This is a genomic window from Mucilaginibacter sp. KACC 22063, assembly GCF_028736115.1.
Taxonomy (GTDB): Bacteria; Bacteroidota; Bacteroidia; order Sphingobacteriales; family Sphingobacteriaceae; genus Mucilaginibacter.
In genome coordinates, this window is sequence record NZ_CP117877.1 from 4,181,538 (window position 1) to 4,206,361 (window position 24,824).

At 35.5% G+C, this 24,824-nt stretch carries 27 protein-coding genes; 4 read left to right on the forward strand and 23 right to left on the reverse strand.

What is annotated here, in order from left to right:
• Positions 1 to 17 precede the first annotated feature (17 nt).
• The 4 genes from PQ461_RS18260 to PQ461_RS18275 all read right to left on the reverse strand — a co-directional run bounded on the left by PQ461_RS18260 (position 18) and on the right by PQ461_RS18275 (position 2,398).
• Entirely contained in the window at positions 18 to 1,181 is a 1,164-nt protein-coding gene (locus PQ461_RS18260) for an HlyD family secretion protein (RefSeq protein ID WP_274206972.1), read from the reverse strand.
• A gap of 35 nt (positions 1,182 to 1,216) precedes the next feature.
• Complete coding sequence (locus PQ461_RS18265; RefSeq protein ID WP_274206973.1) at positions 1,217 to 1,936, reverse strand: CPBP family intramembrane glutamic endopeptidase; 720 nt, start codon at positions 1,934 to 1,936, stop codon at positions 1,217 to 1,219.
• An 80-nt stretch (positions 1,937 to 2,016) separates the two neighbouring features.
• Complete coding sequence (locus PQ461_RS18270; RefSeq protein ID WP_274206974.1) at positions 2,017 to 2,193, reverse strand: hypothetical protein; 177 nt, start codon at positions 2,191 to 2,193, stop codon at positions 2,017 to 2,019.
• Between the two features lie 10 nt (positions 2,194 to 2,203).
• Positions 2,204 to 2,398: a hypothetical protein gene (locus PQ461_RS18275; protein ID WP_274206975.1), complete on the reverse strand. Its 195-nt coding sequence runs from the start codon at positions 2,396 to 2,398 to the stop codon at positions 2,204 to 2,206.
• Between the two features lie 203 nt (positions 2,399 to 2,601).
• On the opposite strand from PQ461_RS18275, the gene PQ461_RS18280 reads away from it, so the two are divergent.
• The gene (locus PQ461_RS18280) at positions 2,602 to 3,012 is read left to right on the forward strand and encodes a helix-turn-helix domain-containing protein (protein WP_274206976.1); all 411 of its coding nucleotides are present in this window, start codon (positions 2,602 to 2,604) and stop codon (positions 3,010 to 3,012) included.
• A 693-nt stretch (positions 3,013 to 3,705) separates the two neighbouring features.
• Here the strand turns inward: PQ461_RS18280 and PQ461_RS18285 are convergent.
• Positions 3,706 to 3,993, reverse strand: coding sequence for a hypothetical protein (locus tag PQ461_RS18285; protein ID WP_274206977.1), 288 nt, complete (start codon positions 3,991 to 3,993; stop codon positions 3,706 to 3,708).
• A complete protein-coding gene (locus tag PQ461_RS18290; RefSeq protein WP_274206978.1) occupies positions 3,957 to 4,274 on the reverse strand; it encodes a hypothetical protein in 318 nt (105 codons plus the stop codon). The genes PQ461_RS18285 and PQ461_RS18290 overlap by 37 nt, the downstream gene beginning before the upstream one ends.
• Before the next feature lie 208 nt (positions 4,275 to 4,482).
• Here PQ461_RS18290 and PQ461_RS18295 point away from each other — a divergent pair, with 208 nt between their 5' ends.
• The gene (locus tag PQ461_RS18295) at positions 4,483 to 5,655 is read left to right on the forward strand and encodes a cysteine desulfurase family protein (protein ID WP_274206979.1); all 1,173 of its coding nucleotides are present in this window, start codon (positions 4,483 to 4,485) and stop codon (positions 5,653 to 5,655) included.
• On the opposite strand, the gene PQ461_RS18300 is transcribed toward PQ461_RS18295, so the two are convergent.
• The 12 genes from PQ461_RS18300 to PQ461_RS18355 all read right to left on the reverse strand — a co-directional run bounded on the left by PQ461_RS18300 (position 5,645) and on the right by PQ461_RS18355 (position 17,412).
• The gene (locus tag PQ461_RS18300; RefSeq protein ID WP_274206980.1) at positions 5,645 to 6,898 is read right to left on the reverse strand and encodes a DNA sulfur modification protein DndB; all 1,254 of its coding nucleotides are present in this window, start codon (positions 6,896 to 6,898) and stop codon (positions 5,645 to 5,647) included. The genes PQ461_RS18295 and PQ461_RS18300 overlap by 11 nt on opposite strands.
• A gap of 1 nt (position 6,899) precedes the next feature.
• Complete coding sequence (locus PQ461_RS18305) at positions 6,900 to 7,421, reverse strand: hypothetical protein (protein WP_274206981.1); 522 nt, start codon at positions 7,419 to 7,421, stop codon at positions 6,900 to 6,902.
• A gap of 94 nt (positions 7,422 to 7,515) precedes the next feature.
• Entirely contained in the window at positions 7,516 to 9,078 is a 1,563-nt protein-coding gene (locus PQ461_RS18310; protein WP_274206982.1) for a DndE family protein, read from the reverse strand.
• Positions 9,068 to 11,164 (reverse strand): DNA sulfur modification protein DndD, encoded by a 2,097-nt coding sequence (gene dndD / locus PQ461_RS18315; protein ID WP_274206983.1) that lies wholly within the window; start codon positions 11,162 to 11,164, stop codon positions 9,068 to 9,070. The genes PQ461_RS18310 and dndD overlap by 11 nt, the downstream gene beginning before the upstream one ends.
• Complete coding sequence (gene dndC / locus PQ461_RS18320) at positions 11,161 to 12,492, reverse strand: DNA phosphorothioation system sulfurtransferase DndC (protein ID WP_274206984.1); 1,332 nt, start codon at positions 12,490 to 12,492, stop codon at positions 11,161 to 11,163. The genes dndD and dndC overlap by 4 nt, the downstream gene beginning before the upstream one ends.
• A gap of 191 nt (positions 12,493 to 12,683) precedes the next feature.
• The gene (locus PQ461_RS18325) at positions 12,684 to 13,127 is read right to left on the reverse strand and encodes a hypothetical protein (protein WP_274206985.1); all 444 of its coding nucleotides are present in this window, start codon (positions 13,125 to 13,127) and stop codon (positions 12,684 to 12,686) included.
• A gap of 755 nt (positions 13,128 to 13,882) precedes the next feature.
• Positions 13,883 to 14,959 (reverse strand): putative phage abortive infection protein, encoded by a 1,077-nt coding sequence (locus tag PQ461_RS18330; protein WP_274206986.1) that lies wholly within the window; start codon positions 14,957 to 14,959, stop codon positions 13,883 to 13,885.
• Positions 14,960 to 15,040: 81 nt separating this feature from the next.
• Positions 15,041 to 15,565: a hypothetical protein gene (locus PQ461_RS18335; protein ID WP_274206987.1), complete on the reverse strand. Its 525-nt coding sequence runs from the start codon at positions 15,563 to 15,565 to the stop codon at positions 15,041 to 15,043.
• A 16-nt stretch (positions 15,566 to 15,581) separates the two neighbouring features.
• A complete protein-coding gene (locus PQ461_RS18340; RefSeq protein ID WP_274206988.1) occupies positions 15,582 to 15,791 on the reverse strand; it encodes a hypothetical protein in 210 nt (69 codons plus the stop codon).
• A gap of 387 nt (positions 15,792 to 16,178) precedes the next feature.
• A complete protein-coding gene (locus tag PQ461_RS18345) occupies positions 16,179 to 16,682 on the reverse strand; it encodes a hypothetical protein (protein WP_274206989.1) in 504 nt (167 codons plus the stop codon).
• 77 nt (positions 16,683 to 16,759) lie between these two features.
• On the reverse strand, positions 16,760 to 17,236 hold the full coding sequence (locus tag PQ461_RS18350; protein ID WP_274206990.1) for a hypothetical protein: 477 nt from the start codon (positions 17,234 to 17,236) through the stop codon (positions 16,760 to 16,762).
• Between the two features lie 32 nt (positions 17,237 to 17,268).
• The gene (locus PQ461_RS18355) at positions 17,269 to 17,412 is read right to left on the reverse strand and encodes a hypothetical protein (RefSeq protein WP_274206991.1); all 144 of its coding nucleotides are present in this window, start codon (positions 17,410 to 17,412) and stop codon (positions 17,269 to 17,271) included.
• Between the two features lie 318 nt (positions 17,413 to 17,730).
• Here PQ461_RS18355 and PQ461_RS18360 point away from each other — a divergent pair, with 318 nt between their 5' ends.
• Positions 17,731 to 18,204, forward strand: coding sequence for a hypothetical protein (locus PQ461_RS18360; protein WP_274206992.1), 474 nt, complete (start codon positions 17,731 to 17,733; stop codon positions 18,202 to 18,204).
• A 481-nt stretch (positions 18,205 to 18,685) separates the two neighbouring features.
• Here the strand turns inward: PQ461_RS18360 and PQ461_RS18365 are convergent, their stop codons facing one another.
• Together PQ461_RS18365 and PQ461_RS18370 are read right to left on the reverse strand one after the other, a co-directional pair.
• Positions 18,686 to 19,255 (reverse strand): hypothetical protein, encoded by a 570-nt coding sequence (locus PQ461_RS18365; RefSeq protein WP_274206993.1) that lies wholly within the window; start codon positions 19,253 to 19,255, stop codon positions 18,686 to 18,688.
• A gap of 505 nt (positions 19,256 to 19,760) precedes the next feature.
• Positions 19,761 to 20,252: a hypothetical protein gene (locus PQ461_RS18370; RefSeq protein ID WP_274206994.1), complete on the reverse strand. Its 492-nt coding sequence runs from the start codon at positions 20,250 to 20,252 to the stop codon at positions 19,761 to 19,763.
• A gap of 342 nt (positions 20,253 to 20,594) precedes the next feature.
• Here PQ461_RS18370 and PQ461_RS18375 point away from each other — a divergent pair, with 342 nt between their 5' ends.
• On the forward strand, positions 20,595 to 21,296 hold the full coding sequence (locus tag PQ461_RS18375; RefSeq protein ID WP_274206995.1) for a helix-turn-helix domain-containing protein: 702 nt from the start codon (positions 20,595 to 20,597) through the stop codon (positions 21,294 to 21,296).
• Positions 21,297 to 21,358: 62 nt separating this feature from the next.
• Here PQ461_RS18375 and PQ461_RS18380 read toward each other — a convergent pair whose 3' ends face one another.
• From PQ461_RS18380 to PQ461_RS18390, 3 genes are all read right to left on the reverse strand, one after another.
• Positions 21,359 to 23,203, reverse strand: coding sequence for a hypothetical protein (locus PQ461_RS18380; RefSeq protein WP_274206996.1), 1,845 nt, complete (start codon positions 23,201 to 23,203; stop codon positions 21,359 to 21,361).
• Positions 23,204 to 23,257: 54 nt separating this feature from the next.
• Entirely contained in the window at positions 23,258 to 23,872 is a 615-nt protein-coding gene (locus tag PQ461_RS18385) for a hypothetical protein (RefSeq protein WP_274206997.1), read from the reverse strand.
• 114 nt (positions 23,873 to 23,986) lie between these two features.
• Complete coding sequence (locus tag PQ461_RS18390; RefSeq protein ID WP_274206998.1) at positions 23,987 to 24,796, reverse strand: hypothetical protein; 810 nt, start codon at positions 24,794 to 24,796, stop codon at positions 23,987 to 23,989.
• Positions 24,797 to 24,824 lie beyond the last annotated feature (28 nt).

Sequence of the window (24,824 nt, forward strand, 5' to 3'; positions counted from 1 at the left end):
TAATAAGAGGTTCATTTTTAAACTGCTTTTATTTTTGGTGCTGATGGATTGAGCCAATCATCTAAGCTGTCCCATAAGAGCTGCCAAAGAGATCTTCTGCCTATAATAAATCTGGCTTGAAAGGATAAGCCCTTTTGTAATTTCCCAGTAAATCCATTTTTTAAAGAAATACCATTTTTATTAAATTGACACCGGACTTTAAAAAATGTACTGTTATTTAATGTAGAAAAATCATTGTCTATGGCAATAACTTTACCATCCAATAATCCAAAGTATTTATAATCAAAAGCATCAATTTGAAATTCAACTTTTTGATTTAATCTTATCAAACCAATATCTTTCGTATTGATATAACATTCGGCTATGATTGTACCATTAGGCGAAATTGTGCATAGTGTTTCATTAGGCTGCACTAATCCACCCGGATAACGGTTATTTATTCCTTGTAATGTACCAGATACTGGAATTCTTATTTGATAATATGAAGCATTGATATCAACTTGATTCCGGTCTTCTTTAAGTTGAGATAATTCCAACTTAAATTTAGATAGGTCTTGCTGCCATTGCTCTTTTTGCTCTATCGTAAAGGCTTCTTTGGTAGCCATTAATTTATCATAAACTACTTGTGAATCAAAGTATTCCTTTTTTGTTATAACCTTTTCATTAAAAAGGGTAGTATTGTTACCATACTCACTAGCTGCTTTCTTGAGGGATATATCTTGTTCTGCTTTTTGACGCAAAAACTTCCTAAGCTGTTCTTTATAAAGAGGTGATGAAATGTTTTTTATAAGAGATTCTTCGAGTGGCTTGGAAGTTAAAAGCAAAAGATCCTTAATGTAGGTTTTATGCAAATTAATTTCATAGTTGTTATAAATTTTCTTGCTTTTTGTACCCTGATCTTTAATTGTTAAAAGGGTATCACCTTTTTTTACTTGTTGACCTTCAGAAAATTTTATCACATCTATAATACCACCAACTACAGATTTAATCTCGGTTCTTTCGTTTAAGGGTCTTGTAATACCTTGAGCCGTAATCGATATGGTGGTATAAATAAAAGGAAGAGATATTAAAGAAATTGTCGTTATTAATAATGCTAGCCAATATATCAGAAAGTATGTTTTTCGGAATTTAGGCAAATATGATATTGCTGTATTATCTAATGCAGAAACAGGATGGATCATATTTTTTATAAATTGAAGATTAAAAGATATTTAGGCTATAATTTCACTAGAATGAAGTTTACTAGGCAGTGAACCATAATAGCCCAGATCAAACCATCTTTTATGCGTATGAAACCCAATATGCATCCTAAAAGTAATTGCGGTATCACAAAAAATGGGTAAGCCCAGGCAATTTTCCAATTAAAGGTTCCAAAGTTTGTGATATGTAATAACCCAAATAAAGCACAGGAGATCCAATAAATTGATTTGAAAGCTAAATTAGTGATCTCCACCGTAGGTATACGCCTACTCAGAAATAAAATAATAATTCCTGAAAGAGTTGCTATGCCTAAAAGTTTAATAATTTCATCAACTTGAAGTTGATAAATATGATGTCCGTTTAGTTTAACGGCGATTAAAAGAGAAATTAATGTTAAGCTTATTACAATGTCTCTTTTTTTAAATGAAAGCCACAATCTAAATACAACTTCTTCTATAATCGGGGCAAGTAGTGCAGCTACCCAAATAAAGTCAGATTTATTGATAGATTTTTTAACAAAATTATCTCTAACCTGAGCCATATCTATTTTAAATAGAAAATCAATTAATTTCAATACACTAAATATGGGGATACATGCTATCAATGATAGCATCAAATACAATACAACAGATTTTATTACATCATAGCATTTTTCCTTAACAGAAAAAGTTTGTCCGATGTAAGTCCTGTCAGGATTAGTTGTAAAAGAAGCTATTTGTTTTAAGTACGTGCTCATTTTAAAAAGGCTTATTTGAGTACCTTAAAACCCAAATAAGCCGTTAACATAATATAAGACCTTTTTAACTATAGAGAATTTTATAAAAGATCCCAAATAAATTTTAAAGCTCCCACGCCATCGACTACTTTCCTTACTAATTGTCCAGCCGCCTGACCAGCAGAGTAACCAGAATTGTAATCACCACCTTCAATACTTACATATTCACTTGCAGTAAGTGATGTAAGATTCATTTCTTCCAAGTTTAATGTGTTCATGATTTAAATTTTATGATAAAAGTCCTTTAAAAAAACCGACAACAAATCCTGCTGTAGTTGATATCCCATTTACCATTTGGTTCCAGGCCTTGTCGTGAGTGCCATCGGTCATCAAACCATTGGTATCGCCTCCATTAATTGCGACAAGATCGTATTGAGACAGATTTTCCAGTCCCAATTGATTTAAGTTCAGGCTATTTTTCATGCTAATTATTTTTTTCTTACTTATTTTGCAAATGCATGGGTTTCAGATTATCCCACATCCATATTTGGCCAAATTGAATATCCCAAATTCAAAAAGATTTTAGTTTTTCACAAACCAAAAAACTGATATTATTAATCATTTTTCGTTTAATGCAACTTTTAATTATTTGATTCGTTAAAGAATAAAATAATACCCCTTATCAAATGCATAGCCATCAAAAATTAAAAAATCTGCGTACTAAAAACGGACTGTCTCAACAGTTAGTTGCAGATAAACTCAACATTAGTCAAAATGCGTATAGCCTCTTGGAAAATGGAAAAACCAAATTAGACGAAGATCGTATTTACCAATTGTCTAAATTATTTAAAGTTAAGCCTGAATATTTTTTAGAGAGCAACAATAATATTGTTCAAGGAACCCAACATCAGACCTCTCATAACGAAACCTTATTGATTGATCTATCTACGTCTAACGACTTGATAAAAATACTAACCAATATAATTTTAGAAAAGGATGCTTTGATTAATCAACTTGAATTTCAGATAACTAAGTTGAAAGCTTCATATTGTGAACTTCCCACAGATAAAGTGAGAGAAAATCTAAAATTTTTATAGCTAAAATTAGCTTTAATATATTAAACAAAAAAAGCCTCACATTTCTGTGAGGCTTTTCGCTCCTGAAGCTGGACTCGAACCAGCGACCCTCTGATTAACAGATTGAAGCCTTTCTTGCCTTTACAGCTTCCCTCAAATGATTTTAAGCCTTCTATTGCAATGTGTGCCAACTATGTGCAAACACTAACCTTGTTAAAAATTAATGAACTGTAATGCTAAGTTAAGATGCTTTAGCTTGTAAAGCAATACACGTATTCGGTGGACTTCTCATATTTTAGTGATTAAGTTAAACCATAAATTAATTATGGAGCAACACTTAGGTTTGAGGCAATCAAGCAAGAAAGGAAACGGAATAAATGAAGGGTAGTGCTAGAGAAAGTGTTTATGCCGTAGTCTTTCATGTGCTTCAGCAGCCGAAACCCTAACTTTGCTTCAATGATTAATGTTATTTATTATCAGCTCCATCTCAGCTTATGATCTAACGAGTGAGAATTGACAATAAAACCTTTTATTCACGCCGCTCTGAATTGCTGAGCTATGCTTTAGATCTAATTATATAGAAGTGTTTGCTAAATAATTTTTAAGTGACAATATATAAACTTTATATATCATTGAAAGCTATTTAACTATCGACTCTTTATGTAAAACACCTTATGTAGCTACTGATTTAATGTGTCGAAAAGATGTTTAAATTTAAAGGCCTTGCGATTCAAAAAAATCGTTTAAATCAGATTCTTTTTTTGTCATTGTTCTTTTTTTTAAAGTATTTGATTCCGTATCACTTTGATTTTTATAAAACCTTACTATGACTCGATCTTCAAATTCTTCAATAATCCTGATTTGATTATAATCTAGATAATTTGCATATTTTCCAGTTGGTGTCTTAGCAGCAGCTTCTTCAGATCTGAGCCCTTGATCTAGATTTTTAAAGTACTCATTTAAATTTATTGAGCGGCCGTTCTCATAATCCCAATATTCCATTTTTCTTTCCCACTTACCTTCAATGAATTTATATCGAAATCTTTACTGAAGGCATTATAAGCCATAACGAAAGCCTGTTTCCCAATCCCATTTCCTTGAAAATCAGGATGAATATGAAATGCAAATCCTATCCCTTGATTCGGAACTTTAAAAACGACACCAATTATATACTCCTTGTCGCCGTAGTTAAATTTGTAATGCTTACTTCCTGGTTCTTTGGGGAGCCCGTCTATAATATTAGACTCAGACTCGTAAATTTTTATTTCTTGCTTATTTATCATGCCCTTTCAGAAGTTACATTCACTACTAGCGAACGCATAGTTCTTTTATAACATCAAATATACTCAGTTCAACCATAGTTAATAATTACTTGATTAATCTGAATGTAATTCATCTACTACTTTAATTTTAAAGATTTAATCATGCATACAAAAAGATTGAATTCTTAAATCTAATTGCTCTATACGCTAATGCTCTTATCTTTGATAAATGAAACCAGTAGTTTATTTAGACAATAACGCTACTACTCCTGTTGATCCTAGAGTATTAGAGGCAATGATGCCTTATTTAACCAATAATTTTGCAAATGCTAATAGCACTCACCAATTTGGAGTGGATGCTTATGAAGCTGTTAAAACTGCTAGGAAGCAAGTTGCTGACTTGATCGGTGCAGAGACTAATGAAATAGTTTTTACAAGTGGTTCTACAGAAGCGATAAACTTAGCTATCAAAGGTATTGCGGAAAATTATTCAGATAGAGGCAAACACATTGTTACAGTTACTACAGAACATTATGCTGTATTAGACACTTGTCGATACCTAGAAACAAAGGGTTTCGAAGTTACTTACTTACCGGTACAACCGGATGGCTTAATTAACCTAGACGCCTTGAAAGCAGCATTACGGCCAGATACGATTTTGGTATCAGTGATGTATGTAAATAATGAAACTGGTGTTATTCAACCTATAAAAGAAATAGCTCGGTTGACTCACGATGCAGGAGCACTGTTTATGACCGATGCTACACAAGCAGTTGGCAAAATGCCCGTTAATGTAAACTTAGATGGCATTGATCTGCTTTGCTTAAGTGGGCATAAGTTTTATGCCCCAAAAGGTATAGGTGCTCTATTCGTAAGGCAAAGGCGCCCTAATAGAGTTAAGCTACCTGCTTTAATACATGGGGGTGGACATGAACGAGGTTTAAGAAGCGGCACGTTAAACGTACCTGGAATTGTAGCCTTTGGCAAGGCTTGTGAAATTGCAATTAAAGAAATGAAATTTAATGCAGGCAAGATTCAAAAATTAAGAGATTGTTTAGAGGCTGAACTTCTTAAAATAGATAATACTTTCGTGAATGGAAATTGCAACAAAAGACTTTATAATGTAAGTAACATATGTTTTAAGGGGATAGACAGTGAAGCTCTTATCATGGGCTTAAGTGATCCTGAAAGCGACTTACCACTTATGGCTGTAAGTAATGGTAGTGCATGTACGTCAACATCAATTGAGCCAAGCCATGTGTTAACCAGTATGGGACTAACGCAAGCGGAGTCATTTAATTCCATCAGATTTAGCTTGGGAAAAGATAACACTAAAGATGAATTAGATATTACCATTAAATCTATAAAAGAAATTATTTTGAAACTCGTAGCTATGATGTGATAACTACGCTTTTGATTTCTTCGTTATAAGTTAGGTTGTGTTCTTTATAAATTTTCTTCATTTCATGTGTGACATAGCTTTTTTCGGACTCTTTTCCTAAAAGCATGCGCAAAATGGAACGTTTTAATTTCTTGTTCTTATGATCCATTTTTTCGCCTGTCCAAAAAACATATTTCCAATTGAAACTACTTAAGTCGTAATTAATTCTAGCAATATTGTTTTTAAAGATATCATTGTCGTTAGCGGAGCTAAATTCTTTATAAGCAGAGGCAATTAGTAGTTGCCCTTCTGGTCTTAGCAATAAACTTCCTCCTGTTTGTTTGTTTCTCAAAAAAGTAGCTGACACTTCTTGCCCTTCCACAAATTTTACGACCTCTGGAAACTTTGAAAAGAAAAGATCCCAAAAATTTGTGATTAGCTTGTAATACTTATTTAAACTTGCGTTAGTTGGGCGGATGATTACCTTGCTTTTGTAAAGCTCGTTGTAATTTATTAAGACCTTGCTAATTTCATATAAACAAACTAATGTGGTAAAATGCTTGGTATCTGTGGAACCTAAACTAAAAATTTTACTAGGGGAAACTGCTTTATCCAATAAAAATTTGGGGTAAGACTGCACTAATCTCCGTGTTAAAATAGCGGCCGCATCATCCTCTTCTAAAATAACTTTCTCAGCTGGTTTTATGGTAACCGCATATCTGTTTAGAACAGTGAATAACCTTCTAGTTCTTTCAATAAGTTCTTCTTTATGCACAATGAATACTATAGATATTTCATCATCACCAATTTTACTTTGTTCCTCAAACGCCTTCCTAATACCCAATAATCTATGTTGACCATCTAGAACAAATATCTCTTCACTACCTGACAAAGTTAATACACCTAATTTGTTCTCAATAAAATCGACATCTTCTTCATCAACAATGTCATTATCAACTCGAAATTGTCTTTCCAAATCGAAATCTGCCCATTGCGGATCGCCTTTATGTATAGCAACGATAATAGAGCTAAAAAAACGCTCTTTACTATTTATTAGGTATTCTTTAATTTTTCCAATCCGACTGGCATCAATCTCTCGCTGGAGTATTTGATTTATATTGTTTGTATATAATACTTCCGATTCTGGCACGGTTATAATCCGTTTATTTTCAACAATATCTTTTACTTTCATAATAGTTGAAAAATAATTCCATGCTCCAAAATTACCTCGAAGGCATGGTAAATGTATTTGTCTAGTTGCCATACTAATTGTAAATGCTACGTGAATTCAAAGCCCTTTTTGCACGAAACTGATTATTCAGCGGTGGGACGATATTATCGAATAAGTTTGCTTCGATTGCAGCTATTCTCGTGTCAGAAAGATTTAATTCGAAAAAATAAACCCACGTCTTACCTGGCCAAAGGTTTGTTAATAATTGTAGGTTCCTTCTCTTTTTTTTATTTCCGATACTGCTAACATAATCGTAAAAACGTTTAAAAAATGTGTTACCACTAATAACACGACCAACGTACATAAAGTAGTTACAAGAAGGTATAAAAGGGAATTCCGGCTCCACAAAGAACATATATATACCCCTACTATTTCTCAAAGCCCCAAGTCGCGTTCGAATTGTACTATCAAAAGCAAGCTTAACTGGTGCGTTTAGGATAGCATTTAATGCGGGGTCAATATTAGCCCATAGTTCATGGTGCAATACAAATGTTTGAATATTATAAATCTTTTCGGGGTTAAGCTCCGACAATTCCTTCCTGGTTAAGACAGGCATAATAAAATTGCAATAGGTTTATTTCTGCTAATATATAATAAAAAGTGATATGCAATTAATAAATCTAAAAAATACTGGAATCTTTATACCAGCTTTAAGATTTAAATAATTCGCAGGTTTTATACTCTTTTAGATTAGACGTTAATTGATATTTTTGAATTTTCTCCATAGTGTTTTTTAGTCGTTGGACATCCTTATCTCCAATTCCCAAAAACTTCTGCATCAATTTGATATTCGTTTTATCCTTTATATCAAATAGGAAAGCAGTTTCGCACATACTGCTAAAATCAAAAGATGGTTGGTTAAACTCTTCTATACCTTGTGACAAGAGCATCACTGATACACCCTTAGATCGTATTTCACGAAGAATCTTTTCTAACAATTCCTGAGACTTCTTTTCTTTAAATATGGTATGTGCCTCATCAATAATCAACACATACCTCATGGCTTGACAATTGCCCTCAATAGGAGCGTTGTCCATGTTCATAAAGGTATTATATATGTAATTGATGATTAGAAATACTGAAGTAAAGCGAACGTTATTAGGTAAGTCACCAGATAAACTTAAATAGTAATTTCGGTTCAAAAACTCATTTTTCAAATCTGCCGATGTTTCAAACAAATCTAGTTCCCCTAAACTTTGTAACACTTCTTTTAAGGTACTGGCTTTGTCGCCCTCCATGTTAATTACACGTTGGTAAATGTCTTTGAAGGAAGGATACAGACCGTTTTTCATACTTCCAAAAGCATCACGTGTAGCGTCTTTCAAAGTTTGCTGTTGGTTCTTACCAATACCGCTATAACTAGCTATAATATCAACAAACTTGTTGATGCCCATTATTTTTTTCTTATCATTTACATTATCTATAAAAGATAGTGGGTTGATTGGGAAAGGCTTGAATGGCGCTTTGATTAAGGTAGTTTTAGTACCCTCAAAAAATGCCGAGTTTTTTTTCTCGTCATCCTCGGAGATGCCTTTAAAATCTAGAAATATATAGTTTACCTCACCTTTAGAGTTTTCTACTACTTGCTTTATTAAATTATTTGCGAAGAAGGTTTTACCTGTCCCCGAATTACCAGCTACAGCAATGTGAGCATTGTTGTGAATATTTGTATCATTTAAGTTAAAGTAAATTGGTTCGTTATCAAAGGTTTTACCCACTAACAATTGAATTAAACCAGAGAAATAACCTTTGCTTGCAATTCTACTAGTACGCGTTTGTTCATCAAAAATAATTGCATCATTGGAAACGTCACCTTCTTCCATCTTATCTATGCCAGCTTCGATATACTCCAACATAAAGTCAAGTCCGGTCAAATTCTTATTGTCTATGAACAGCTTATTCATCAAAGCTAGTCCATGGTCAATATGCATTTTTATGTACTTGCCAACATCCTTATCGGTTTTATATAAACCATAATGTTGGCAAACTAAAGCCATGTAATAATGTCGGTATTTGCCAAACAAAATATCATCCTTATATTCTTTACCCTTACTATCTTGTAAGTCTGTTTCCAAACTGAGCTTTATCCTTTTGGATAAAGAGTAGGCAAAGGCAATACGTGATATGTAGTTTTCGGTTCCTAAATTTAGTTTTTGTGTTAATTCTCGGACAACGTTTTTGTTGGCTTCCGAGGTTCTGATATTAATCAGCATTATTATACATCGTATTGTAGGTTTGCAAAAAGGTTTCGGTGTCTGTTGCTACAAACTCACTCTTATCTTCATGTACATTATTAATCAAGTAAGTTTTGCTAATATTAGGCAATAGCATATCATACTCACGCGCTGTTAACTCTTTGTTTACAAGAGGGAATATAACAACTTGGTCAGAAATATGAGGGTAAAAATATTTTACAATGTTTTCTGCATGGTGTTCATCAAACTTCTGCATCGGTGAATCAATGAAGACCGGAAACTGAATATTACTTTCTTCTACTAAACCTCTTAGCAAAGCAGTAGCATACATTTGCTGTTCGCCTTTTGATAAAGACTCTTTTCTAATTTCTTCACCTCTGATATTTCTTAGTATGATATCAATATCTTCACCTATAATATCAACGTCAACATTTTGGATAAACCCTTTCTTGTGCATTAGGGTATCCAAACCTTTTAAAATTTGACTCTCTAATGAATGCTTCTTTTGTGCCTTAAAGTTACTTATAACACTTCTTAACTCGTTGATTACACGGCTAGTAACGGTATATTTATCTTTGTTTTTCTCTGATACCGCAAGCTTACGAGATAGAACTTCAATCTGTTTTCCCTTTTGGGTTTTATCATTAGCGTATTGACCTATTTCTCGATTCAATGAGTCGATAGTATCATCAATCCGTATGATCTCTTTGTCCAACTCTTCCTTCTGCTTGCGAAATTCGATGATCATCGCGTCTTCTTGGTTTGCTTCAGCATCCCTAATTTTACGACGAATAGCACCTAGCTGATTTCGGATTTCATTATAATCTGCGTTAATCCGCTTAAAAGATTCTCTAAACGATAACTGAATATTGCTTAAGGTTGTCTGAAGCTCGTTCTTTTCCGATTCTGAAAACTCATGAATAACTTTAAAATCAGCTGGTAAATCTAGCGTCTCACTAACTAAATATTTTCGAATAAGCTTATCAAAAGCATCCATATAAAACCGGTCTACTTTAAAATCAATTGCTAAGTTGCTTGGCTTTTCAATTTTAAGAAGCTCCGTTAATATTTTATTTGATACCTCTTTAGCATTGTCTTCTTTATACTGAGCGGCTTTAAACTTTGCCTCGTTGTTTAGCTGATTGCTTAGCTCAACAAATAAGCCACCCGCAATAGCAAAGGGAATAATCTCAAAAGATTCTTTTAATTGATTTTGTATTTCGCTTTGCTTTTGAATTAGCTCTTCTTCCTGAACACGCAATGCTTGAAGCTCTTCGACAGTTATCGAACTACCTGCCTTTATAAGTTTTTCTTGTATGTCGCGAGATTCTTTACTTTTTTCACTTTTCTTCTCTCGCAATTCTAGAATAGTAGCTTCATGTTCAGAAATCTCGTTTTCACACTTAGCTACATCTGTGTAAAGCTGTTGCAATTGATTTTTTTCAGCAACGCTAGCCGAGTCTTGGCGCAATTTAATTTGCAGGCTTTCGAGCTCCTTTTTTAAATCTTCATACTTTTTAATACCTAAAACTTCTGAGTATGCCTGGCTTAAACTCCTTCTTTGTTCTGCTGTATTAACCTCAGCAAGGCTTACAATTTTTTCAGCGTCAAAAAAGAAAAATTTGGCAATTTCAATAGGCATAATAAATTCCCGAATGAATATTTCAGGACCAACTTCTCTCGATAGTTCATTAGGACGCCCATCTATTAGAATTTCTACATCTTCATTAGAGCTGGTTTTTAAGTTATATGTCCGCTTAACAGTAACCTCTTTACAAGGGACTTCTGGAATATTTAGATCTGTAAAGGTGATAGCAACATGAAAATTATAATTTTCTTCTGCTTTTGCTAGTCGGTTTAAGGAGTTGACTATATACTTGCTATAACCTCCTTGATCAGCAATTTCCTTTTTATATAGGTCATCAACTTCCTGCATGTTTCTACCATACAGGCACCAAACCATTGACATTAAAAAGGTTGTTTTACCAAACCCATTACGTCCACTTATAATAAAAATGTTCTTATTGTCCGTTCGAGACAGGTCTATTACATTGGAATCCTTATAGATCCTGAAATTGTAAAGCTCAATTTCCTTGATTGTCATTTATACACTTCGCCTTTTTGTTGATTTTCTTCAACAAATAAATCAATTCTGCTTTCTATGTCAGCTTGTAATCCACGTTTCTTTATCATCAACGTTTTTGTTTTTTGTAAAGCAAGTAAATCTTGAATTAACCCAACGTCTTTAGGTTCTTCTTGGCAACTTGAATACAATAAATCAGTTTCTTTCTTCGTGTTCTTATGATGGCGACTCATGTTTAGGTTTCGCTTGTAAACGTTATTGTAAATATCTGATACCTTCGTATGAAAATGGTTATCACGATACCAATAATACTGAATTAATACCATTTCCTGATGAGTTATCAATTCAATATTTTCAATTGCTTGTATTTCCTTTTGAGCTTCAAGAATACGAGCAAGTATTTCAATTCGTGTTTCAAAACTATAAGGTCCCCACTTATCATCACTAATAGAGCCGTTCCTTCGGCGCTTTTCTCTGTATCTTTCCGGATTTTCTCTTGCTTCGACTAAAAAGTTTCTAATCTCCGAAAGTGGTTCCATCCATTCTTCTCCATTTTCAATTAAGCCCTCCATGCTTTTATCCTTGTTGACTACAGTGCATACCCAGCATCCAAAGCGGCTATTACCACAACTCGGTGTTGTATCATCAATTACAAGAGGGCAATCACCCGCGTTTGCATTTCTATAAAGAGTTACAAGCTCCTTGTGAGTTCCTCCCCAAGGGGGAGAGACTTGATTCAAATACTGCCAAACTTCTTTTGTTGTTACATCTTTGATTGGTGCAAATACATAAGCATTACGAAGTATATGTTTGCGTAAACGTTGATTTTTTACTTCGTTTCTTTTAATTTGAGCAGCTCTATTAGTACTTTCAGCACTACGAGTTCCTAATAAGATAATTGCTTCTCCATTCTCATCAACTTTATCCAAAATAAACCGAGTTGTAGGATCAATTTTTAATCTATCAGTACACCAACGATGTACTTTGTTAGGTGCTGGATATCCTAAGCCTATTAGTTTTACCCAGAACGTATCTTCCAGCTTAGGAACAGTCTGGGCTACAATCAAAGGTATTTGCTGCTCATTTGCCGCTTGCTGTATTTTTTTTAAAGTATGATTTATAAATCTAACAATTCTTGGATTTTCTACTAACGTGTCATTACAAACAACGTAGATTTGCCTTGACAGAAGCGAAGGCTCAATTTTCCTTAAGGCATTCCAAACTATCTGAAGTAGCATAGTGCTGTCTTTACCACCACTAAAACCGATTATCCAAGGCCTATCAGGATTTTCGTCATATAGATACTGATCTATAATTTCATTTTCTAAATGCTGAACGTTCAAGGACATTATACTATATATTTACTAAATAATTAACAAATTAACAAAAGGAAATAGCATTTAACGAAAAACATCTTTATTAAATCTCATTAACTCGGCGCCAAAACAGATGACAACCATTTTAGTAGATTTCATGATATACTAAATAATGCTAACAACCAAATGAGTTAGCCTATAAGTTATAGGCTTTATGTCATTAATTATAGTTTAGGAAGTGCAGTAAGCCTTGCTTTCAGTTCATCGGCACCGATTCGAATCCTTGTCGACATCTTACCAGCTGGAGCAATCCATTCAGGTATGCACCATTCAGTTATATAATTTGGATACGATAGTCTTGATCTAACAGTATTGAATGTTCCTCCGCGTGTTCTGCATGCACCGATTATTATATCACAGCTATGCATCATACAATCATCCAGATGCTTATCAACAGTAGATTGCTCATCTCCTGCACTGCATATTCCAATTACTAACCTGCCAACTTGTATAATAGCCTTTATCTCTTGGACAGTACCATCCATCCAGGTACTGGGCGTTATAAGATGGGTCACAGTATAGTGTTTAATAATCCAATCATAACATTGATATATGATACTGCTCTTCCCGACCTTAGAACGGCCTTTAACTATAATTGCTCTCTTCATTTTTAAGTGATTTTGTTTAGGATTGAGGTGTGAAGTTAGCAAAATATTTTTTATGCGAACCGCTGCGAACAGAGGAGAAGATCTTTGTAGAAAGAGTATCTTTAAGGTACGACTACAAAGAATGCTTCACACAAGAAATTGGGATTGCGTTTGATTGGATGGACTGCGGGTGGCTGTTTCAAATGCTATTACAATTTTAAAGTCTTCGACGAGACGCAGGTGAGCAAAATATAGATGAGCGATTAGCTTCTAAATGAATAAGCGCAGCGGATGTATTTAGAAGATAGAGAAAGCGAATGTGAGTAGCGACTTTTCGACCTTCAGCAATTGTGACAGGCAGCTTATTGGGAGGCCAATGGTGGACATTTCTTTAAGAATAGGTGTATTACATAGCTTATAAAAGGAAAATGTTCACTATGAGCGATGGTAAGCGGTGAGCATTGAGTGTGCCGTGGCTTACTCAATTGAACGAAGCCTGGCGCTATTGATGAGTCGATTACGAGTAACGAACTCCTATCTTCCTGGAGGGCAAAGGCCTATGCTGGATGGCAAGAATAAGCAGAGCTTGTCTTTCCGCATCTAAGCAACCAAATGAGGTAAGGCAAGTGAAGGCTTATAAACAAGACGGTGATAAAAACAGGTATTCAGTTAAAGATAATAATGACGAGAGCGATTTTATGAACCACGCGCTTATTCAATATATTTCTATTCGAATAACAATAGCTATTATTTTATCCTATAATTTAGAAAATGTTTCAGAACTTTTTGTCATAAATTTCTTCAAGTTTATTCCTTTCCTCTGTGTTCCTATCGCCCTCAAATACTAGATAAGGATAGAATTGTCTAACACTGATCCCAATCGTAAATTCATTTACAATATTTCTTATAAAATTATATTTCGTCATAAGCATTTTTTGCTTTCTTCTTTCCGATTGTTTTTTGGCCGGTAACAGTTTCTCCTTTTCCGATAATTCCACTTTCAATTCCCAAACACGTCCTAAATCTGATAAACTATTAAAAAAAAGCAAAGATTGCTCGTAAGTCGATAGTTGCGCCCTAAGCAGTTTTGTATAACTATATTTCTCCTTATAATTTAAGCCTTCCAATTCATCAATATAAGTAACTGCTTGGTACAAATGGCGAAAAAGATGTCCTAATCGATATTGATGACCACCGTAATATTTAACAAAGGGATGATTTTTACTCCACTTTGCCCTCTTGCTAGCTATATAAAGAAATAGTGAATTAAGGTTTTCCGTATTGTATTTACTACTTAATTTATCTCGTAGGGCAAGTAGTCCATCCTCTGAGCCGCCAAAAAAAACACACAGATAAGATATATTAGCATAATTTAAGTCCAGAAGGTTTTTATCTCCAGTTACAGCTAAATTTTCAATATCTCTCAACTTTGTTTCTGTGTCTTTGTAAAGGTCGTCCAATTTATAGTTTTTTAGAAGTTCTTTTGTTTTGTCGAACATTTCTAGGACCTGCTTATGAATTTCTCTCGCTACTTTGTGCCCTTCAAAATACTGTTCTCTAGCGGTGTCAGGGGCTCTCATTTTTAAGGCACTCACATTATCCCTGTGATACCGAATAAGTTCAAAAAAGCGATTTTCAAATTGATTAATTTTGAAACTTTGAAATTGTTGTTGAAGGGTAAAGTAAATAAGTATGACACTTATAAATGAAAAAATTCCTCCTATAAGGGTGCCAAAATTGTTCAATTCGTCAAAGTTCAAATACCACCCTGACCAATTTTGCACACATAAGTATATTCCAAAGAATAGAAATATTATAAGGGAAAATATCAATGTGATTGTAGGTCTTGTCATAAGGTTTAAATAATATTATCAAGTATATGATAATTAGCATGTAAAACAAAATAGCCTATCCCTGAAGGTAGGCTATCAGTGCTATTTACTGCGCATGATACTTACTTGATAACATCTGTCAGCCCCGTTTATTCCCGGAGGAAATTCGGTAAGTGTAAAAGCAATATCGTTTATCGTGTATGTTGTCTGTTGTCCGCCATTAGCACTCCTTGTGCCAAGTTTCGTAGCTTCCATTAGTTGCATCTGCTTCTTATACTCATTCCAAGTGTCAGGATCTGTAAACCCGTAAAGAATAGCTTTTACATAAGGAGGGCCGACATCCAAAGCTACCGTCAAGTTGCATTCTTCGGGCTTGTACCATTCTTTATGGTCACGGCTATAGCCATAGATTGCAGTAAAGCCTTTCTCGTTCAAGATTGGTCTTTCTCTTAATCGCCAACCATTATCTACTGTCATTAGATAATCGTAAACTGATTTGTCTGCACGCGGGTCATTCATCTGCCAGTACCTATGTAATTGCAGCAGGTCTGTAGGTGAAATGTGTTGTGAGAAACTTGTGGTGGTAAGTATGCAGAAGGCAATTGTGGCGATGTATCGGTTAAGCATATTCAAGGTTGTAGGGTTAATAACGATGTTCTATAACAATATCAGATGGACTCATTCCACGATCAACTTTGTAAAGCTGATCATTATGGAAGTAGAAGAAGTAAGGCTGTTCTGTATAAGACCAGTTGTTTTGCCATTTGTAGACTGTCCATTCCGTTGAAGTCCTAACCAGCTCAAAGTTGCGTTTGTGATTGGCTTGTAAAAAGTCACTTGATGTTTGCCCCATCTGCCAGCGAATAGATGAGCAGCTTGTAAGAGTAACGGATGTAGTGATGGCTAGTAAGAGAATAAGTTTTCTCATGGTGTGAGGTTGAGTTTCTTTACCGGGCAGTCCTCACGGTAGGTTAATAAACACGAAAGCGCAGGACTGAACTTAGTCTGAGCTTACAGAGGTACCTAGGAGAACCCACACAGCAACAAACAAGTCTTCGCCCTACGCTTGCGCGTGGACGTCGAACTCGCTTGTTCTTGCTGTGTTGAAAATTTCCTAGGTTTTCTGTAGTAGCTGAACAAACAAAGCTTAACGCTTTATATTTTAATATGTAGTAGTTATGGTTACTATGTAGTGATTCCTCCTTTGTTTGCTGTAAAGTTAGTGAGTTATCAACTAAAGTTAAGCAACCCGCATCAACTTTCTTTTGACCTGCTTAGGCTTATGCTTTATAAGTTGAAACCTGTGGTGCTTGTTCCGTTCCTCAATGTATTCGTATGCTTCACTACAATTGTCAATGACCCAATCGGCTCTGACTGCATCTTCAATATTGATATCAGTACTGTCTTTCATACTTAGCTTATAAACCAAGCGGATGAAAGCTGATGTAATATTGAAGTAAGGTGCAAACGCTGGCAGCGTTTCATAGCCGTAGTGAATACTGTAATCATTTGTTTCGTGCAGCTCTATGCGCAGATATATTAATGGTGATACGACTTCGTGTAATATTACTTGTCTTGTTCGTTTGTGCTTATCTATCCTTGTCAGTGTATAACGTAAAGGTTCATCTTCGATGCTTGACAGCAGTTCCTTTGCAGCTTTTAAAATAGCATAGAAAGACTTAATGATCGCTTGATTCTTTATAAGCTGCTCATTATTGGTTGTTAATGTTGGCTTCTTATTCATAGTTATGGATTGGTGTTAAATGAAAAAAGCCTGGTGCCACTGCACCAAGCTTTAACTTGTTGTTCTTTTATAAGCCGCTAAGCTTGTAGAAGGTAAGTAAACTCTTTAGGCTGGTATGCCTGTACTGCCTTAAAGAAGGTGTTGAAATCAGGCTGTAAAGCGATCTCCCTTGATCTGTCAGCAACAGGATAGACACTTAGCCATTCTCTTACCTGCGCTTCAAATGGGCAGTTGTTGAAAGCATACTCAATATTGTACTCATAGTTGTAAGCGCATTCGAGGCAGAGGTAGATACTATTACTTATGAATGCATGCATCGTAAACGCATCATCAGTGTTATCATGGCGCAGATCACGCTCGAATACTATCTGTGGTTGCTGGGCAAGTAGTTGCTTAACTTTACTAAGCATGTCCCGATAAAATCCGGAGACTGCTCCGTTTACTCTGTCCAGGGCGACTGATCTTCCTTCAGCAACCTTCCAGCGTTTGGCATATGACTGCTTAGCTGGCTGTCGCTGTTCACTGTTTACTTCTCTAACGATTTCACTACGCATAGTTTTACGTTCTTGTTGTTAATAGGTAAGGGTTAATTGATGGTGGGCAGTATATCAAAGAGGGTTGCAGCTGTAGCTTTTAAAAGCGAAGAATGAAAGTTGACTTTACCTTCAGGCACTGGTGTTAAAGAGTAGTAAAGCACTTTCAAAGTTTGGCCAGCACTTCGCTTTTTCATTGGCTGACAAGCAGCGGCAACGCATCCTTGATATATTATTCGTTTAAACTCTTCAACAAGGGCGGGGATAAGTATCGGGGCTACTTGCGGGAGCTCATCACATCATCAAATCTGTAGAATGGAAAACGCTTTAGATAACTTAATGGGGAGGGGGTAGTGTTTAGATTGAAGCAATGTATGAATTGTAAATGATGTAACTCGTTTCCTCTCAAACTGAATTTCTTGTAACAGCATATACAAAGCAAGTTTTGCAAGTTGGCAGGAAAGCTTGTACCTATTATGTAAGTATGTATCTTAGTAGGTAGAATGAACCTTGTAATGAAAGTGCTTAATCGCATAACAATTTGCTTACTTCTACTAACCTTCGCTGCTTGTAAAAGCAAGCCTATTCAAGCAGACCTAACTAAACCTTTTCACGGTGACAGCACCCATCACAGTATTGTTAATGAGGTGTCACTGATTACCTTGATTGCCAATCCTGATAGATACAATGGCAAGCAGGTACGTGTAATTGGTTATCTAAACTTAGAGTTTGAAGCCAATTCTATCTACTTACATGAGGATGATTATAGACAGTCGATTGACAAAAACGGCTTGTGGATTGAATTCAAACCAGACAGTACACATTTACTTGAAAAGGCCGAGTACAACCACCATTATGTACTTATGGAAGGGACCTTCAGTAAAACGACAGGACATATGAACGGTTGGAGTGGATCAATCGAGAACGTTACAAGGCTTGAAAATCACACTCAAGTAACTCGCTCACCCATCTCAAATAGAAAAAGGTAATACTCTCAGCAGAGGGTTAAGGCTGCCTGAACAAACCATATTTATCAATAATAAGCAAGTATGAAAGATACAGCCTTCAAGTATTGTAGTAATGTATGGCTGACCACAGTTCTGTCCTCAACAATCATGTGGGCTATAGGATATCAACTGTTTTCTAACAGGGCTGAAAGGCTACCTCTTTTTGTTTCGGAATTATTTCTGCTATCAATATTGACTATCACTTTCTCTATACCTGCCTGGCTATTGTTTTGGCTATCCACATGGCTCATATCAATTAAGGCAAGTAGAAGATACTTAAGGTTATTCTGTTTGATTATAGCTGAAGCAGAATGCATGTTAACGTTCTGCATAGTTAAACACGCCTACACATTAGAGTTAGATACAGTATGGAAGTTTATGATATTGACTTGTATTATACTTGGCATCGCAGTATTATTCTACAAGCTGCCGCCTATAAGCAAGCGTACTTAATTACTCCCTCTTAAAGCTTATCAACGTCCGTCTCGTAGGAGTCAGACGATACGAATTGCCAATGGCCATTTGTTTTGACAGCCTTGGTGAAGCTTATAAAGCTTCCGTCCAGTACCAACTTTCGTCTTGCATACTTGCTATAACTAGAAGTGTCCGCTGCCTCTACCCAATCTTTAAAGGCTGGAAGCAGTTTAATAAGTCTTTCATGAGCGTCTGTCTCAATGAATACTTTCTCTTTCACTAACTTCCAGTTCTTAAGTCCAGACTCGTAGCGGTAGTAGCATGAGTGACTTCGTGTCCATAATAAAGCGGATGTCCAACCGCTTTCAACCATATAGTAATCAACGAGGTAGACAGTATCAGCCGAGGCTGTAAACATCTCTTTGTAGTCTTGCTCAAACCTTGAGAAAGTTAATTTAAGCCTTTCTATTGAGGCATCGGTCAACTTAGCAGCAGTGTCACTTGGATATTTGACACAACTCTTTAGATACTGTTTATAGTCTTTCAAAAAGTCCTGAGCAAAGGCTGTTCTACCAGGTATAAGTAGTAGCAATAGAAGCAGTAATCGATATACTTTCACACTAAATGGTAAGTTTAGAGGACAATATAGCAATAACACCTTCAATTACATCCTAGCTGTAACTCTTTATAAGCTAATATGAGATAAGTTAGCTTATAAATAAAGCAACAGGAACGGAGCAAGTGTCAAGAAGAACATGGCGCAGTAGAACCCACCATCATCTTTCTTAAATGTCATATTGATGAACATTACAAACGCGTAAGCCAATACAATAAGCATAATAGGTATATATATAATTGATGTGAAATCGCAATGGGGATGTGGAGTATCAGCTAAGAGCCTTTTATGACTTGCCATTTGTAAAGGAACTGAAGCAAGCCATAAACATAAGTACAATGCATACACAATTATTGCTAACCAATGTCTGGTTATATAGTACTGAGCTTTCCTCATCTTACATTAATGCCTCAACGTATAATAAAGTAACCCAAGCATGCTTGCTTCTTTAAAATTGAAGTTTGTTTAATCCAACTTCAATAAACAACATGAAATTAAAGTATGATTTCTAATCTTCGGGGAAGATGCTGGCCTTTTTGATTTCACCAAACTTTTCTATACTTTGAATATGGGACTTGGCGGGTATATTAATTACGAAGCCGGTGCTTTTGAAGCGACTGATAGCACAGTCTATCCACATCCAAAATCCAGCATAATTATCCACTTGATCTGGATTAGATGCGTAATTTATTAACACGTCATTCTTCCTTATTTTTTGAGATCTAAATGTTTTCTCCATATAACATTTGATGTTATAAACCGACACTTTACTCATAAATAAGTCATATATCAAATCAAACTCATTTTGTATAAATTCATTCCAAATGAATCTTGGTAATTCTCGAACTAGATCGTTCCTTCCTGTATCATAATTGAAATAAATATCTTTATACATTTTATGCCATGCATTAAATTCATCTCTCAAGTAATTATCTAAGGCTTTATATCTAATCTGTTCAGCATAAATCGTGCACTCTGGCATTGTATATAAGTAGCTCATAAATTTCTATAACATTTACATTTTTTAATAAAAATGATCTTTGTTGAAGGTCGAACTTGTCAAATGAGATAATCTAATCAGCTGCTTTGCTTTGGTGATACAAAGATACGATAATAAAATTTTAAACTAAATTTTTAGTTTAAAATTTTCCTGAGTCTTACTTTAACTATAACTGATTAGTAATAAGTAATTTAAATAGGTTATAGTTAGCGTTAATCTTAGGAAATGTCCTGCCAATTTAGTATCTTTGTAAACATTAATGGATGGCTCAGAGACTCCAGATTCTTAGATCGTATCTCCTACAAGATAACAGAGATTTCTAATCACTTTTTAATTTTAATTATGTCAAAGCCACATCAATCTAAATCCTACAGATTGCCGGATCGATTCGTTACCATTCCCTCGCTTTTAAAGCTAAAAGATAAAGGTCTTAAATATATAGATGTACTTGTTTATACGGCTTTAAAGTCATTCAATAGCCAATTTGCAGACATCAAATGGTTTAAACCCAACAAGATTTACGAAGAAGGTTGCTACCCTTCTTATGATACCATAGCAAAACAATCGGGGCTTTCAAAGCCGACTGTAGTCAATGCAGTTAAGCGTTTAGAAGCTGCGAAGCTTATTACAATATCACGTTCTGAGAAAGTGAAAGTTGCTAATCATTATTGGTTCCCTGACCTAGATCAGTCCTACACCATTCCTTTCAAGCTATTTAAAGCAGATGACCTTACTGCCAACCAAAAAGCAATGCTTATATGTATAAGGCAATTTTACATAGGTGAAGAACTAACTTGCATGTTCACAAAGGTCATTGCTGATATAGCCAAACACCTCGGGTTAAGCTATCGCACTATCGAAGCCCAATATGATGTTTTGGTTGAAAAGGGTTACGTCATTGATGAGGAACAAGAATATAAAACGAATTATCATAGAAGGGTATTGCGCTTAAGTGATAAACTAACCTGGATCTTCAAGGCCTTACCGAAGATAGAATATAGTAAGTTTAAAATAATTTTTGGTGAACTGAGTAAGGTTCAGTAGAACTGTTACCAAAATCACAAAAAGCGTATTATACAATATTCTCATTTTCGATGGTTGGTAACTCAGTTTCTTTGATAGTCCGGATATGCCTGTTGTTTAGGTCGGATCAAAATGTAGCCTTTAGTAGGTTTCTTATCTACTCTTTTTGTGATGTATACACAATAGAAAAAATACTTGATGTGCCTTGCCTCTGCAACTAGGTCTATTTCAAAATCACGGTAAATTGCTGCCAGCAGAGGCTTAATTTTAATTGTAGCAGGATAAAAGACGTTTAGAGTAAAAGCACTTTGTACCGCATCTATAAGTGGATAATAGTTAATCTCATTTTCAAAGTCTGCTTTTATCACCGCCCTATGGATTAGCGATTTTTTGAAACCAAGCTCATGTAGTTTGTCGTAGCCTAATTTATGATACGCCTGAAGAATCAAAGGCGCCTTTTGCTCGAAATGCCGTATCGCTTCTTTGTAAGCAGTTCTGTCTTTAAATGCTTCGAGCTGTCTAAGCGTGTCTGCGACAAGCCTGTTGTTTTCGATAGAATAGCGTTTTCCTCCCCTGATTTTTAGCTTATCCTGCTTATTGGGTATGAGCACATAATCAAGGACGGTTAGATCAAAAGCACTGTAGTTGCTTTTATAAGCTGCAATTAAATTGTCATTAAACTTGTAATATCCTTTTACTCGTTGTTCATTTACAAAATTGTCGATCTTGAAATGGTCAAGCTGATTATCTGTAACAAATTCAGCATATCTGTTTGAGGCTTGTTCAAGTATTTGATTATGTAATTGATCATGAGAAGTTCGTGGATTTGCAAGTTTCAGCGTTCTCAATGTTTCATAGATCTTACAATGAACGTTTATCCAGGTATCAATAGCTTTGTCGTCTAGCGCATTTACTTTCCAGTTGGTGGTATAAAAATGCGTTGCCTTGCTATAACCGCTTCTGAATCTTCCAATAATTTGCACACTGTCTGTCAATGGATCAATCATCGTATGATCTGCTGAACCATCCGATATGAGTATGACATCGGCAGGTGTAAGAGGAACAATATCAAGGCCGTTATAGTAGCTGCTTGTTAAAAAATTGTATTTGTTAAAATCTGTTAGCTCAGAATATGCCTGCCTATAACCGTCCGAGTGTAACCTTGCAGCGCTTTCTAAGGAGCAGAATATGTTGCTTTCATTTTTGATATCAAGGGTTTCAACTATGGACTTGATACCTGTAATGCTTGTAAAGAAGATAAAGTATTGTCGATCGGAGTTATCTTTAAAATATCTTTTGAGAGCAGATATGATATTGCTTACATGAATTATCCTTAGCGGTTTTCTGTAGTCATACTTTGGGTCAACTTTTAAAAGCTGAAATTGATGCTCAACAAATCGTGGATCACTAGGAAGCAGTGGTGTGGCCGATATCATTGCCTTCCCCTTAAATTGAAAAAAGTCATTCATCGGTTCTACAATTCTATTCCGGTAATGAACGTCTTTGGTTAGCTTGTGAGATTCGTCTATGAGTATGAAAAAATCATCAAATAAGTTTAATTTCAACTGTGTGATGACCTTTTTTACCCGCTTATAAGCCTCCGGTGTGATAAGTAACTTTTTGGGGGTACCTGTATTTATTATATAATGTTTAAGTTGCCGGTTAGTTACTCCACCCCATACCGCGAACACATTGAATTCTTTTTTGTGTAATTGCTCTTTCGCTTTTACAAGCGCAATGTTAGACATAACTATGATACTGTTTCTTCCGAGATAAGATATCTCACTGTAAGTCGCACCAAATCCCGTAATAGTCTTGTCTATGATTGAGTTTGATGGTATAGGATGAAGCCCTTTAACATCAGTAAAGTGCTTGTGATCAGCGGTTATTGAGCATAAACGTGGCTGCCCGTACTTAAGATTCTTCATAGCTTTAGTTTAAAAGCTGGACAGTATTTTCCATCCAGCTTATTTCACGAGTTTTTAAATAGAAGCGTTGTCAAAATCTTCACTATCATAATCGCTGTCATCAAACATGTCGTCGATGTCTTGGTCGTCAATATCAATGACCTCATCTTCAGGCAAGTCATCGATATCGTCATCCATCGATAAAGCAGCAATGTGAACTTCCTCAGCTTCCAGTTGACAATCCTCCATAGCCATCACCAAAGGATTGAAGAGACTGAAGTAAGGCAGCGCATCAAGCATCTCGTCTTTAAATCCGGTAATGCTCCAATTTGTATACACGTTCCTTACAGCGTTGCCTCCTAAAAGGCTTAGCTCAGCTTTAGCTGATTGAACATGAATCACCTGATGTTTAAGATCTTGCAGACTTACGTCGGGATGCAAGCTGTACTTCGTGAATAGGTGGTCGAGTCTCAAGTAAAAGCTGTTACCAGGAATTGCATGTTCCCATTCATCATCTTCGGTTTTTCTCCAATTTACACTGGCAAATGGATATACATTTCCTTCGGGGTCCTCCCGCTCACGAATCCCGCGGATAAAGTAATACCCCTCAGTAGGAAAAGACGGATCTGATACCGCTCTGTTTGCATTTAAATACTCTAATTGTCTTTCTGTTAATATTTGACTATTCATGTCTGTTCTGTCATATGATTAGATGACAGGTCAAAGGTCAGAATATAAGGAAGCGTAAAAGGCAATACTAAATTTCAAGTTTCGAAACTTTCTATAGCAAAGATAATCAAGTCGTTAGCGTATATAATTTGAAAGGAGTGTATACACGTAGTCTTTAGGTTCCGAATCAAAGTCTAGCTCATTAAGCCATTCAAATATGCAAGCAACTTCAAACAGGAATTTCACTTGATCATCTGTGTAGCCTTTATCCCCTAATTTAGATAGAGGTGTGTAGGTGTTAAGGTAAGATAGTACATTGGATAAGAACAAAGCTAAGTATCTGTTTCGTTCTCTGATCCCTGGCTTACGCATTTTAGTATTAGCAACCTGCTCAACATAAGTGTAGTTAATTGAAAATGGTTCTGTGCCTACTTCGCCATCATCATTTGCAACGAAACGCAACCATGATTGGCCAAATACTGAAAGATCAAATTCCTGCTTCTCGATCGCTTCTTTTACAAGCTTACCTAGCCAGTCTATTAATAAGGGATCAGTTACTTTAGCAGAGTCCATCACACCAGTTATCTTAATGTTATTAGGCTTGTGCTTGTTGTAAGGTTTATTTATAAGCAAGAACTGAGCAATCTCTTTATCCCTTTTTAGCTGCTCGTAGGCTTGAAACTTATACTGATATTGCTGGTCTGCTTTGTTGCTTTCAACTAAGCAAATGAAAAGTAGTGTATCTAAATATGGTGTCAGCTTGAATCTTCTTGCAAGCGTTTTAAATTCCTGTTCTATGTGTTTACGCTGATCTTCATCCCACACAGCATCGACTTCAACCTGCAATGAACCATTAGCTGATATACTTTTAGCTTGGCTCTTACTGATGTAACCTTCCTTGATCAGGACTTCTAAATTCGGTTGCAAATGAAATACATGACTCACGCTGCGATGATATAAAAAAAGCAGGACA

What these genes read in the sequence shown, in the direction of transcription:
- PQ461_RS18260 (WP_274206972.1), bottom strand. Translation starts at nt 1,181, where the DNA reads ATGATCCATCCTGTTTCTGCATTAGATAATACAGCAATATCATATTTG.
- PQ461_RS18265 (WP_274206973.1), bottom strand. Translation starts at nt 1,936, where the DNA reads ATGAGCACGTACTTAAAACAAATAGCTTCTTTTACAACTAATCCTGAC.
- PQ461_RS18270 (WP_274206974.1), bottom strand. Translation starts at nt 2,193, where the DNA reads ATGAACACATTAAACTTGGAAGAAATGAATCTTACATCACTTACTGCA.
- PQ461_RS18275 (WP_274206975.1), bottom strand. Translation starts at nt 2,398, where the DNA reads ATGAAAAATAGCCTGAACTTAAATCAATTGGGACTGGAAAATCTGTCT.
- PQ461_RS18280 (WP_274206976.1), top strand. Translation starts at nt 2,602, where the DNA reads ATGCATAGCCATCAAAAATTAAAAAATCTGCGTACTAAAAACGGACTG.
- PQ461_RS18285 (WP_274206977.1), bottom strand. Translation starts at nt 3,993, where the DNA reads ATGGAATATTGGGATTATGAGAACGGCCGCTCAATAAATTTAAATGAG.
- PQ461_RS18290 (WP_274206978.1), bottom strand. Translation starts at nt 4,274, where the DNA reads ATGATAAATAAGCAAGAAATAAAAATTTACGAGTCTGAGTCTAATATT.
- PQ461_RS18295 (WP_274206979.1), top strand. Translation starts at nt 4,483, where the DNA reads ATGAAACCAGTAGTTTATTTAGACAATAACGCTACTACTCCTGTTGAT.
- PQ461_RS18300 (WP_274206980.1), bottom strand. Translation starts at nt 6,898, where the DNA reads ATGGCAACTAGACAAATACATTTACCATGCCTTCGAGGTAATTTTGGA.
- PQ461_RS18305 (WP_274206981.1), bottom strand. Translation starts at nt 7,421, where the DNA reads ATGCCTGTCTTAACCAGGAAGGAATTGTCGGAGCTTAACCCCGAAAAG.
- PQ461_RS18310 (WP_274206982.1), bottom strand. Translation starts at nt 9,078, where the DNA reads ATGCTGATTAATATCAGAACCTCGGAAGCCAACAAAAACGTTGTCCGA.
- dndD (WP_274206983.1), bottom strand. Translation starts at nt 11,164, where the DNA reads ATGACAATCAAGGAAATTGAGCTTTACAATTTCAGGATCTATAAGGAT.
- dndC (WP_274206984.1), bottom strand. Translation starts at nt 12,492, where the DNA reads ATGTCCTTGAACGTTCAGCATTTAGAAAATGAAATTATAGATCAGTAT.
- PQ461_RS18325 (WP_274206985.1), bottom strand. Translation starts at nt 13,127, where the DNA reads ATGAAGAGAGCAATTATAGTTAAAGGCCGTTCTAAGGTCGGGAAGAGC.
- PQ461_RS18330 (WP_274206986.1), bottom strand. Translation starts at nt 14,959, where the DNA reads ATGACAAGACCTACAATCACATTGATATTTTCCCTTATAATATTTCTA.
- PQ461_RS18335 (WP_274206987.1), bottom strand. Translation starts at nt 15,565, where the DNA reads ATGCTTAACCGATACATCGCCACAATTGCCTTCTGCATACTTACCACC.
- PQ461_RS18340 (WP_274206988.1), bottom strand. Translation starts at nt 15,791, where the DNA reads ATGGGGCAAACATCAAGTGACTTTTTACAAGCCAATCACAAACGCAAC.
- PQ461_RS18345 (WP_274206989.1), bottom strand. Translation starts at nt 16,682, where the DNA reads ATGAATAAGAAGCCAACATTAACAACCAATAATGAGCAGCTTATAAAG.
- PQ461_RS18350 (WP_274206990.1), bottom strand. Translation starts at nt 17,236, where the DNA reads ATGCGTAGTGAAATCGTTAGAGAAGTAAACAGTGAACAGCGACAGCCA.
- PQ461_RS18355 (WP_274206991.1), bottom strand. Translation starts at nt 17,412, where the DNA reads ATGAAAAAGCGAAGTGCTGGCCAAACTTTGAAAGTGCTTTACTACTCT.
- PQ461_RS18360 (WP_274206992.1), top strand. Translation starts at nt 17,731, where the DNA reads ATGAAAGTGCTTAATCGCATAACAATTTGCTTACTTCTACTAACCTTC.
- PQ461_RS18370 (WP_274206994.1), bottom strand. Translation starts at nt 20,252, where the DNA reads ATGAGCTACTTATATACAATGCCAGAGTGCACGATTTATGCTGAACAG.
- PQ461_RS18375 (WP_274206995.1), top strand. Translation starts at nt 20,595, where the DNA reads ATGTCAAAGCCACATCAATCTAAATCCTACAGATTGCCGGATCGATTC.
- PQ461_RS18380 (WP_274206996.1), bottom strand. Translation starts at nt 23,203, where the DNA reads ATGAAGAATCTTAAGTACGGGCAGCCACGTTTATGCTCAATAACCGCT.
- PQ461_RS18385 (WP_274206997.1), bottom strand. Translation starts at nt 23,872, where the DNA reads ATGAATAGTCAAATATTAACAGAAAGACAATTAGAGTATTTAAATGCA.